This is a genomic window from Pseudohaemophilus parahaemolyticus (assembly GCF_938021905.1).
Classification (GTDB): Bacteria; Pseudomonadota; Gammaproteobacteria; order Enterobacterales; family Pasteurellaceae; genus Haemophilus_A; species Haemophilus_A parahaemolyticus_B.
In genome coordinates, this window is the sequence record NZ_CALIFA010000061.1 from 1 (window position 1) to 11,083 (window position 11,083).

General features: G+C 40.3%; 8 protein-coding genes. 7 read left to right on the top strand and 1 reads right to left on the bottom strand.

Annotated elements, in window-relative coordinates; all coding sequences use genetic code 11:
* Positions 1–22: 22 nt before the first annotated feature.
* From rplA to QMF79_RS05815, 7 genes are all read left to right on the top strand, one after another.
* Positions 23–712: a 50S ribosomal protein L1 gene (rplA, locus tag QMF79_RS05785; RefSeq protein ID WP_005695230.1), complete on the top strand. Its 690-nt coding sequence runs from the start codon at positions 23–25 to the stop codon at positions 710–712.
* A gap of 88 nt (positions 713–800) precedes the next feature.
* Positions 801–4,142 carry a DEAD/DEAH box helicase family protein gene (locus QMF79_RS05790; RefSeq protein WP_281773080.1) on the top strand — a complete coding sequence of 1,114 codons (3,342 nt, stop codon included), beginning with the start codon at positions 801–803 and terminating at the stop codon, positions 4,140–4,142.
* Complete coding sequence (locus QMF79_RS05795) at positions 4,135–4,614, top strand: AlbA family DNA-binding domain-containing protein (protein ID WP_281773081.1); 480 nt, start codon at positions 4,135–4,137, stop codon at positions 4,612–4,614. Before QMF79_RS05790 ends, QMF79_RS05795 begins: the two co-directional genes overlap by 8 nt.
* 68 nt (positions 4,615–4,682) lie before the next feature.
* Complete coding sequence (locus QMF79_RS05800) at positions 4,683–5,708, top strand: Fic family protein (RefSeq protein ID WP_281773082.1); 1,026 nt, start codon at positions 4,683–4,685, stop codon at positions 5,706–5,708.
* Between the two features lie 116 nt (positions 5,709–5,824).
* Positions 5,825–7,003 carry a restriction endonuclease subunit S gene (locus tag QMF79_RS05805; RefSeq protein ID WP_281773083.1) on the top strand — a complete coding sequence of 393 codons (1,179 nt, stop codon included), beginning with the start codon at positions 5,825–5,827 and terminating at the stop codon, positions 7,001–7,003.
* A 278-nt stretch (positions 7,004–7,281) separates the two neighbouring features.
* Positions 7,282–8,844 carry a type I restriction-modification system subunit M gene (locus QMF79_RS05810; RefSeq protein WP_281773084.1) on the top strand — a complete coding sequence of 521 codons (1,563 nt, stop codon included), beginning with the start codon at positions 7,282–7,284 and terminating at the stop codon, positions 8,842–8,844.
* A gap of 172 nt (positions 8,845–9,016) precedes the next feature.
* On the top strand, positions 9,017–10,684 hold the full coding sequence (locus QMF79_RS05815) for an anaerobic C4-dicarboxylate transporter (RefSeq protein WP_281773085.1): 1,668 nt from the start codon (positions 9,017–9,019) through the stop codon (positions 10,682–10,684).
* 105 nt (positions 10,685–10,789) lie between these two features.
* Here the strand turns inward: QMF79_RS05815 and QMF79_RS05820 are convergent.
* The coding region (locus QMF79_RS05820) for a hypothetical protein (protein ID WP_281773086.1) at positions 10,790–11,083 on the bottom strand (294 nt) is incomplete at its 5' end.

Here is an 11,083-nt window from a genome sequence, read left to right on the forward strand (position 1 = left end):
TTAGTGGTGGAGGAATAATACGATGGCTAAATTGACTAAAAAAATGAAAGCAATCAAAGCTGGCGTAGATTCTACTAAAGCATATGAAATCAACGAAGCAATCGCGTTATTAAAACAATTCGCAACAGCTAAATTCGTTGAAAGTGTTGACGTTGCAGTAAACTTAGGTATCGATCCTCGTAAATCAGACCAAAACGTTCGTGGTGCAACTGTATTACCACACGGTACTGGTCGTGAAGTACGCGTAGCTGTGTTCACCCAAGGTGCTAACGCAGATGCAGCTAAAGAAGCTGGCGCTGATTTAGTAGGTATGGAAGATTTAGCAGAGCAAATCAAAAAAGGCGAAATGAACTTTGACGTTGTTATCGCTTCTCCTGATGCAATGCGTGTTGTTGGTCAATTAGGTCAAGTATTAGGCCCACGTGGTTTAATGCCAAACCCTAAAGTTGGTACCGTAACACCAAACGTTGCTGAAGCAGTTAAAAATGCTAAATCTGGTCAGATCCGTTATCGTAACGATAAAAACGGTATCATCCACACAACAATTGGTAAAGCAAACTTCTCTGAAGTTCAATTAAAAGAAAACCTTCAAGCATTATTGGCTGCTTTAAACAAAGCAAAACCAACTACTGCAAAAGGTATCTTTATCAAGAAAGTAAGCATCTCTACAACTATGGGTGCTGGTGTTGCTGTTGATCAAGCTTCACTATAATTTTCTAGTTTGATTTCTAAAAACCGTATAGAATTCTGTTCTGTACGGTTTTTTTATTGGTTATTGAGTGCGATTTCGAGGTTATTAAATGAACGTAACAAATTTTGCTTTTCTTGAAACATACCAACCACAGCTAATGGAGCAAGCAGAACTTGCTGAAAAGTTGCTTTATATTGATGCAGGTAGCTCTTTAACGCGTTTGCGTGGATTTGCAGAAGAAATGGTACGTATTATTTACAATGAGGAGCGTTTACCTCGTCTTCCTCAAGCCTCGTTTAACGATTTACTTCAATCTATTGAATTTAGACGCTCAGTTGCTCCAGAGCTTTATCTACAACTGGATTACCTCCGCCTTCAAGGAAATAAAACCGCTCACGGTGCAAAAGGCGATGTGGCGGTGGCGAAAGAAGCGTTAAAAGTAGCACATAAACTTGCCATCTATATGATGGTGCGTTATGCCTATGCACGCCCAGATCAACTTACAGCATATCAAGAACCGCTTTCTGTTGTTGCGAATGTCAATGAAAGCAAGCGGATAAAAGAATTAGAAGAGCGCCTACAAGCGGTGATTCAACAGCTAGAAGCAGAACGTATAGCACAAGCGAAACAAGCGGAAATGCTTTCTGATGAAGATCTTGCTTTACGTAAACAACAAAGCACACAAGTCGCCCAAAGTTTGGGCTGGGATGAAGCCGCAACTCGCCGCTATTTGATTGATGCTCAAATTGCCCAAGCAGGTTGGGAAGTAAATAATCCACAAGCGGTGGAAAAAGAGCATAAATTAACGAATTTCAAAGGTACACCTTCAGGTAGAGGAGCTGTAGATTATGTTTTCTGGGGCGATGATGGCAAACCACTTGCTGTGCTTGAAGCAAAGAAAACTAGCCGTAGCGTGCAAGATGGACGTGAGCAAGTGCGCTTATATGCCGATGCTTTAGAAGAAACCTACGGGCAACGTCCCGTGTTGTTTTATAGCAATGGTTATCAACTTTTTATTTGGGATGATGCGGTGTACAACACCCCTCGTCAGCTGTTTAATTTTTATGATAAAGAGAGCCTGCAAAAGCTCTTTTTCCAACGCCAATATAAGCAAGATCTCACGCAAAATTATCCAAATCGCTGCCAGAATATCGCAGGGCGAATGTACCAAACTGCCGCCATTAAAGCGGTAGCAGAATCGTTCCAAAATCAGCGTCGTTCAGCCTTAATTGTGCAAGCAACAGGCACAGGAAAAACCCGAGTGGCGATTGCGTTAATTCATTTATTACTTGAGAAAAAATGGGCGAAACGTGTGCTCTTTTTATGCGATCGACGCGAATTACGCAGACAAGCAGATGAAGCGTTTAAAGACTTTTTGCCTTCAGAACCTCGTTGTTTAGTAGGAGAAACAGGGGAGATTGATAATGCTGCACGCGTGTATGTTTCGACTTATCCTGCAATGATGAACCGTTTTGCTCAGCTCAATACGGGTTATTTTGATGTGATTGTTGCCGATGAATCGCACCGTTCAATCTATAACAAATATGGCGATATTTTCGATTATTTTGATGCGTTAAGAGTTGGGCTTACTGCAACGCCTGTGAGTTTTATTAGCCGCAATACCTATTCGCTTTTTGGTTGTGAAAACCAAATGCCGACCTATTCTTTTGATTTGGAAGAAGCTTGGGCACACGAACCGCCTTATTTAGCTCGTTATGTCGTTAAAGAGATGACCACCGAGTTTTTGCGTGAAGGGATTCGTTACGACCAACTCTCAGCAGAACAAAAACGCCAATTAGAAGAAGATTTAGGTGAAGAAGATGCACAAAATGCTGATTTTGAAGCCGCCCAGCTCGGCAAAGATATTTTCAGCTATGCAACCGACAGTGCCATTATTACCAATTTAATGGAAAAAGGCTTGCGTGCCAAATATGGACGATTAGGCAAAACCATTATTTTTGCCCAAAGCCAAAAACACGCCGAGCATTTAGAAAAAATCTTCTGCCAACTTTATCCACAATATGGCACGGCAATGTGTAAAGTGATTCATCATGGCATTCAGCACGTAGATCATTTGATTGAGGAATTTAAACAACCAGACAACGCATTCCGTATTGCGGTTTCGGTGGATATGTTAGATACGGGCATTGATGTGCCTGAAATTCTGAATCTTGTGTTTGCTAAAGCGGTTCGTTCAAAAGTGAAATTTTGGCAGATGATTGGGCGTGGCACACGTTTATGTCAAAGTTTGCTAGACCAAAATGCAGACAAAGATCACTTTGTGATTTTCGACCATTACCAAAACTTTGAATATTTTGGCGAAAAATATCAAGAACGTGAAGACGTAGAACAAGCTAAACCGCTCTATCAAAGTTGCTTTGATGCTCGCCTTGCATTTGCCAAAGAAGCGAAAAAACAAGGGCGTTATTTTGAATGGGTGAGTGAGTTAATCAAACAAGATGTGCTTGCCCTGCCTTTAGAAGCGATTGCAGTGAAACGTGAGCTTGAAACCGTCACGATAATGCGAGAAAGCAATGCCATTAGCCAATGGGATAACCAAAGCGTACACCGCTTAGAGAAGATTATCTCGCCACTAATGAGACAGCGTCCATTGCCAGAAAATGAGATACAAGCGGTTCGATTTGACAGACTTATTGCACAAATTCAAGGCAAATGGCTCAGCAAAACGAGCGATTTTGGGGCGTATCAAAATCAACTACTTGATTGGCTAGGTGCCTTAGCGGATTTAGATGTGGTTCGCAAACATCAAGCCACAATCGACCGCTTGCGTCACGGTGATTTCTGGGTAAAAGAGAATATCGAAGCCCTTGAACAAGCACGTCTTGAACTACGCGGCATTATGCAATATCGTCGCTATGATAGCGTGATTTCACCAATTTATGTGAACACTACCAAAGTGGCAGATGGCAAAATTGAAATCAAAGAGAGAATTATTGAAGCACCGCGTTATAGTGTGAAAATGAAGCTTATTTTTGAGCAATTTGTGGATAACATCGTGATTCAGAAAGTAAAACACAACCAAGTGGTCAGCAAAGATGAAATCGAATCGCTCTTCTCGCTTATTTTGACACAGCATCCGAATGTGGATTTAGCCAGCCTTAAAGCGTTTTATGGCGAAACGGTGGAGGATTTAAACCGATTGTTAAAAGAAATTGTGGGATTAGATGCCAAAGCATTAGAGAAACATTTTGAGAAATTTACCCAAAATCACCGTGATTTAACCGCTAAACAGGTGCAATTCCTCGATTTACTGCAAAGTTTCTTAGCAAGACACGGTGGTATTACCCGTGAGCGATTATTTGAAGCACCTTTTACCACGATTAGCCACGAAAGTATTGATGGTCTTTTTGATGAACAAAGTGCGAATGAATTGTTTGATCTGATTAAGCCATATTTTGTGGAGAAAGTGGGAGGCGTGCATAGTGAATGATAAATTGCCTATCAATATCAATGATTTATTAACCCGTAGAACCATTGAAGATGAACGGATTGAATTTAAAGAGAGTTGGAATCCTGAAGCCATTTTGCATACTTTGTGTGCTTTCGCTAACGATTTTCACAACTTAGGTGGTGGCTATGTGATTGTTGGGGTGGCAGAAAAAGAAGGTATTCCACAATTGCCGCCAAAAGGGTTACAACCTGAGCAAATTGATAAAATTCATAAAGAATTACTGCAACTGGAAAAACACGATATTGTGCCCGCTTTTCATACGCTCACAGCAACCTATGAAATTCAAGGCAAGTTGATTTTAGTATTATGGGCTGTGGGCGGTGAAATGCGTCCTTATCGTGCTAAGAAAAGCCTTTCAGGAAAAATAGCGATAATTGGGCATATTATATTCGCCAACATTCCAACACGGTTGAAGCCAAAGGCGAGATTGAACAAGAGCTGCTTTCTTTAGCCAATAAAATTCCTTTTGATGATAGATTGTGTATTTCAGCCACGTTAGAGGATTTAGAACCGCACCTTATGCGAGAATTTTTAACGGAAATTCGCAGCGAATTAGCCCCCAGTGCGAAAACCTTGTCGGTTGAAGAATTGGCAAAACGAATGAACGTCGTAGGCGGTGTGCCAGAAGCGTTATTTCCCAAAAATGTTGGCTTGTTACTGTTTAACAGTCAGCCTGAACGCTTTTTCCCTGCAACGCAAATTGATGTGGTATATTTTCCACAAGGTGTGGCAGGCGGTGTGATTCAAGAAAAAATTTTCAAAGGACCGATAGGGCGTATTACGCAAGATGCCTTGCAATATATCAAAAACCTTTATTTGCAAGAGAAGATCATTAAAGTGCCGAATCAAGCTAAAGCGATTCGGTTATGGAATTATCCGTTTCTTGCTATTGAAGAAGCGGTGGTCAATGCGGTTTATCATCGTTCTTATGAAATTCGTGAGCCGATTGAAGTGCGTATTACCCCAACGGAAATTGAAATTTTAAGCTATCCAGGACCTGATCGCTCGATTAAACTTGCCGATTTACAAACAGGAAAAGCCGTCAGCCGTCGTTATCGTAACCGTCGTTTGGGCGAGTTTCTAAAAGATTTAGAATTAACCGAAGGACGCTCAACAGGGATTCCTAAAATTATTCGTGAAATGGCAAAAAACGGTTCGCCTGAAGCAGTTTTTGATACCGATGAAGAACGCAGTTATTTTCTTATTAGTTTGCCTATTCATCAGGAAATGTTGGTGGAGGAACAAGATACCCCTCAAGATACCGACCTAGTTACCGACCTAGATACCGACCTAGATGTATCACTAGATATGTATACAATGAGTGTATTAGTTGAGCGGTTAATTAAGCAATTGAGTGATACAGAGAAAGGTATTTCCCAATTAATGCAAGAATTGAATATTCATCATAAGCGACATTTCCGTACAGCATATCTTTTGCCAGCGATTGAGCAAGGTTTGGTGGAGATGACGATTCCTGATAAACCCACCAGCCGTAATCAAAAATATCGATTAACGGTGTTGGGAAAAGAGCGGTCAAATTTTTAGAGATTTTTGTAGATGACCTGTAGGGTGTGTGAACCGCAAGGTTCACGCACGCGTAATTGATAATGTTTGCGTGCGTGGATTGTGCCAATCCACACACCCTACGGAGTGGAGATAAGATGAAATTACAGGAATTACAATCGGTTGCGGAAGTTATTTCTGGATATGCCTTTAAGAGTGAATTGATAAAATCAGGTCACGATAGAATTATCCGAATTGGAGATTTACAGAATGGTAGAGTAGAAATTGATTCAGCCATTACATTTGATTCTGCAGATTACGGTGTTTCTGAACAGTTTAGAATTTTAGAAAATGACATTTTGATGGCGTTATCAGGTGCAACGGTAGGCAAAATTGCAGTTGCTCATAATTTAAAAGAGAGATGCTATTTAAATCAACGAGTGGCAATTGTTAGAGCAAAAGATAAAACCTCACAAAGTTATTTAAAATATGTTTTTTCGGGAAGATATTTAGAAAAATTATTAATGTCTGCTGGGGGTGTTGCACAGCCAAATCTAAGCCCGAAAAGCTTGGAAAAAATGGAAATTCCTTTACCCGACTTACCCACCCAAACCCAAATTGCAAAAATCCTCGATAAATCGACCGCTCTTATTGCCAAACGCAAGGCACAGATTGCAGAGTTGGATGTGTTGGTGCAGTCGGTGTTTTTGGAGATGTTTGGCGATCCGATTACGAATCCGAAGGGATGGGAAATTGGAAAGATTAAAGATGTTATTTTAAAATCTCAATATGGCACGAGTAATAAAGCCTCGGAAACAGAAGGTGAATATCCAATTTTGAGAATGAATAATATTACTTATCAGGGCGAAATGGATTATTCAAATTTAAAATATATTGATTTGGGCGAAAAAGATAAAGAAAAGCATCTTGTCCATAAAGGCGAATTGTTATTTAACCGTACAAATAGTAAAGAACTTGTAGGGAAAACAGGGTTATATAATTTAGATAAACCGATGGCATTTGCTGGATATTTGATTAAAATCATCCCAAATAAAGAGAAAATAAATAGTCAATTTCTATTAGCCTATATGAATAGCAAATATATCAAAGCAATTTTATTCAATATGGCAAAAAATATTATTGGAATGGCAAATATTAATGCAAAAGAAATGGAAAATATTTCTCTTTATATTCCAGAACTAAATTTACAAACCCAATTCGCCCAAATCGTCGAAAAAATCCAAACCCAAAAATCCCAACTGCAACAAAGCCTTGCGGAGTTGGAAATACAACATCAGGCATTGATGCAACGGGCATTTAGAGGGAAGTTGGTGTAGTACTTAGAATAATTTCTTCGCTAATGACGACTGCCAAATCTCCCCTTCCCCTCTTTGCTAAAGAGGGGAATTTTCTTTAGTAAAATAACGGTAATTGACTTATCCATTTCCGTTAATCTCAAAGTAGAGATTAAAATGAGATTTTAGCTCGATCTAATCCCCCTCTTTAGCAAAGAGGGGAAGGGGAGATTTGGCAGAAGATAAAACGAAGTGCATACGCGATAAAAGCACCAAAGTGCGGTCAAATTCACACACATTTTCACAAACAAGGACACACTATGCTTACAGGCAAAATTCGTAACGATATTGATAAACTCTGGGAAAAATTCTGGACGGGGGGGATTACTGATCCGCTTACGGTGGTGAAACAAATCAGTTATTTGGTGTTTGCCCGAATGTTGGATATGCAAGAAGAAGCCAATGAGCGACGTGCACAACGCACAGGCAAGGCGTTTAATCGCATTTTCCCAGATACTCCCGAAGGGCAAGTATTGCGTTGGAAAAATTTTCGCCAGCTTTCAGGATCACAATTAAGCCAGCATTTGAAAGATAAGGTGTTCCCTCATTTTGCCAGCCTTGCAGGTTCGGCTTCAGGTTTGGGGCAAGTGGGCGAATATATGCAGCAGGCTTCGGTGGAAATTAAAAACGATAGCGTGCTGGTTTCCGCGATTGAGTTGGTTGATCAGTTGCCATTAACCCAAAGCGATGTGAAAGGCGATATTTACGAATATTTATTGAGTAAACTTTCAACGGCAGGCATTAACGGTCAGTTCCGCACACCGCGTCATATTATTGATTCGATCATCACAATGGTGGCACCGAAACCGAATGAGACGGTGTGTGACCCAGCTTGTGGTACGGCTGGCTTTTTGGTGCGTACGGTGGAATATTTAAATAAAACGCACACGAGTGAAGAATACAAACAGCCAGATGCGGAAGGCAACGTGCATTACATTGGGGATTTATTATCTGATGAAGACCGCCGCTTTATGGAAAATCAGATGTTCTGGGGTTTTGATTTTGATAGTACGATGTTGAGCGTCTCCAGTATGAATATGTTGTTGCACGGCATTCGTGGGGCGAATATTTGCTATCAAGATACCTTGAATAAATCGATTCACGAGCATTATCCGCAACAAGAAAAGAATTTCTTTGATGTGATTTTGGCAAACCCGCCGTTTAAAGGTAGCCTTGATGAGGCGAATACGAATCCGAATGTGTTAAGCGTGGTGAAAACCAAGAAAACAGAATTATTGTTTGTGGCACATATTTTAAATGCGTTAAAACTGGGCGGACGTGCAGGCGTGATTGTGCCAGATGGCGTGTTATTCGGTTCATCGAAAGCCCATAAACAGTTGCGTCAGGCATTAATTGAAAATAACCAATTGGAAGGCGTGGTGAGTTTGCCAAGTGGGGTATTTAAACCTTATGCGGGCGTTTCAACGGCAGTGTTGTTATTCCGCAAAGGTGGCACCACGAGCAAAGTGTGGTTCTACGATGTGCAAGCCGATGGCTATAGTCTTGATGATAAACGTTCGCCTGTAGAACAAAATGATTTACCGTTGGTGGAAAAAACGTGGGCGGAATATCAGGCGTTACATTTGGCAAATAATCAGGCGGAAATTGAAAAACGCTTTGGCGATAAAACGCAGCCGAGTTTTGTGGTGGATGTGGCGGATATTGTGGCGAATGGCTATGATTTATCCATTAATCGCTATAAAGAAGTGGTGCACGAAGAGCAAGAATATGAAGCACCAAGCGAGATTTTAGCTCGCATTGAAACTCTGGAAAATGAGATTCAGCAAGGATTGAGTGAGCTGAAAGCGTTGTTGGTGAAATAAGAGTGAAACCGTAGTAAATACTACGGTTTTCTTTTTTACAAGCGGTGCAAAAAAGAAAAAAAATGCAAATTGGTTTTCTCTAAATAAATAGTGTGATGTAGATCACATTTTGAAAAGTAGATTCGTGCTATATTCCTTCCAGTTTTTATTTTTTAACCGTATAGAGGTATCTATGGATTTTCTGATGAACTTAGGGGAAGGAACGCAGTTTGCAATTCAACTTGTGATTGTGTTGATCTGTTTGTTCTATGGAGCGAAAAAGGGAGGCATTGCACTTGGAATGCTTGGTGGGATTGGCTTAATCGTGTTGGTATTTGGGTTTGGGATTGAACCAGGTAAACCTGCGATTGATGTAATGCTTACTATTCTTGCGGTGGTGGTAACCTCTGCAACCCTTCAAGCCAGCGGTGGTTTGGATGTGATGTTGCAAATTGCGGAAAAAATGCTGCGTAAAAACCCGAAATATGTGAGTATTCTTGCACCGTTTGTAACCTGTACGTTAACCATTCTTTGCGGTACAGGGCACGTGGTTTATACGATGTTGCCGATTATTTACGACATTGCGATTAAAAACGATATTCGCCCAGAGCGTCCGATGGCGGCAAGTTCAATTGCGTCTCAGTTAGGGATTATTGCTTCACCGGTATCGGTTGCAGTGGTGACTTTGACAGCGTTTTTAGTGAATTCAAAAACACCTCTCGCAGGTTTTGATGGTTATTTAGATTTATTGAAAATTACTGTGCCTTCAACCCTTTGCGGTGTGTTAGCGATAGGTATTTTCAGTTGGTTCCGTGGTAAAGATTTAGATAAAGACCCTGTGTTCCAAGAAAAAATCAAAAATCCAGAGTTCAAAAAATATGTGTATGGTGATTCTGCTTCACTTTTAGATAAAAAATTACCGCAATCAAGCTGGAATGCGATGTGGATTTTCTTCGGTGCGATTGTGCTTGTGGCGGTATTAGGTTATTTCAAAGAATTACGTCCTTCTTTTGATAAAACCGTGCCAGCTCAAGTGGTAGAGATAGTGGTTGATAATAAGCCAGTGCAAAGTATCAATGTAAAAGAGGGTAAAATTGTCGCACAAGCGAAAGATGGCACAGTGTTACTTGATGTGAAAGATAACAAAGCGAAAGCAAAAACCACTTTTGCTAACGTGCAAGTGTTAGATGAAAAAGATAACGTGAAACAAACCATTGTTGCAGAAGAAGGCAAGGTGGTAGTTACTGTAAAAGATAAAGTGGAAAGCATTGAAAATGCGACTATCGTGTTGAAAGATACGATGAAAAAATCTTCACCACTTGGTATGGTGAATGTGATTCAGATCTTTATGTTGCTTGCAGGTGCATTGATTGTAATTTTCACCAAAATGGATGCGAGCAAAATCAGTAAAAATGAGATTTTCCGTTCAGGTATGATTGCCCTTGTTGCGGTGTTTGGTATCTCTTGGATGGCTGAAACAATGTTTGCGGTGCATACGCCAATGATGAAATCTGCATTAGGTGATATCGTACGTGCTCATCCTTGGACTTATGCGGTTATGTTGTTATTGATTTCTAAATTTGTAAACTCACAAGCTGCGGCGTTGGTGGCGTTTGTTCCACTTGCGTTAAATATAGGCGTTGAACCTGGTGTTATTTTAGCGTTTGCGAGTGCGTGTTACGGCTATTATATTTTACCTACTTATCCAAGTGACTTAGCAGCAATTCAATTCGACCGTTCAGGCACAACACATATCGGTAAATTTGTGATTAACCATAGTTTTATATTGCCAGGGTTAATCGGGGTATTTACCGCTTGTGTATTTGGTTACCTTTTTGCAGGTATTTATGGTTATCTATAAATAGATAAGCATTTTCATACGCCACATGGAATCCAGTGTGGCGTTTTTTGTCTGAAATTTTTGATCATTTTTTAGATTATTGCTTTACAAATAAACAAGCTCAGACTATAATTTTACTCTCGTTTTACACGGTAATGTGTAAAAACTGATGGTGCTTGCCTCATCAAGCCCCATCGAAGACTGTAGGAGTGCTTGGCACTTAATTATCCTACATAGATGGTGAACAGACAGAATTTCTCTGCTTCTGGACACCTTAGGCTCAAGAAGAAACGCGTAAGCGGTGAAATTTTTGAGGTTTTTTGTAATTCTGCTATGTAAATAGTAGAGTGTATCAGGAGCTAAAACCAATGGCATTAAATCTTCAAGACAAACAAGCAATTGTTGCTGAAGTAAATGAAG

What these genes read in the sequence shown, in the direction of transcription:
- rplA (WP_005695230.1), top strand. Translation starts at nt 23, where the DNA reads ATGGCTAAATTGACTAAAAAAATGAAAGCAATCAAAGCTGGCGTAGAT.
- QMF79_RS05790 (WP_281773080.1), top strand. Translation starts at nt 801, where the DNA reads ATGAACGTAACAAATTTTGCTTTTCTTGAAACATACCAACCACAGCTA.
- QMF79_RS05800 (WP_281773082.1), top strand. Translation starts at nt 4,683, where the DNA reads ATGCGAGAATTTTTAACGGAAATTCGCAGCGAATTAGCCCCCAGTGCG.
- QMF79_RS05805 (WP_281773083.1), top strand. Translation starts at nt 5,825, where the DNA reads ATGAAATTACAGGAATTACAATCGGTTGCGGAAGTTATTTCTGGATAT.
- QMF79_RS05810 (WP_281773084.1), top strand. Translation starts at nt 7,282, where the DNA reads ATGCTTACAGGCAAAATTCGTAACGATATTGATAAACTCTGGGAAAAA.
- QMF79_RS05815 (WP_281773085.1), top strand. Translation starts at nt 9,017, where the DNA reads ATGGATTTTCTGATGAACTTAGGGGAAGGAACGCAGTTTGCAATTCAA.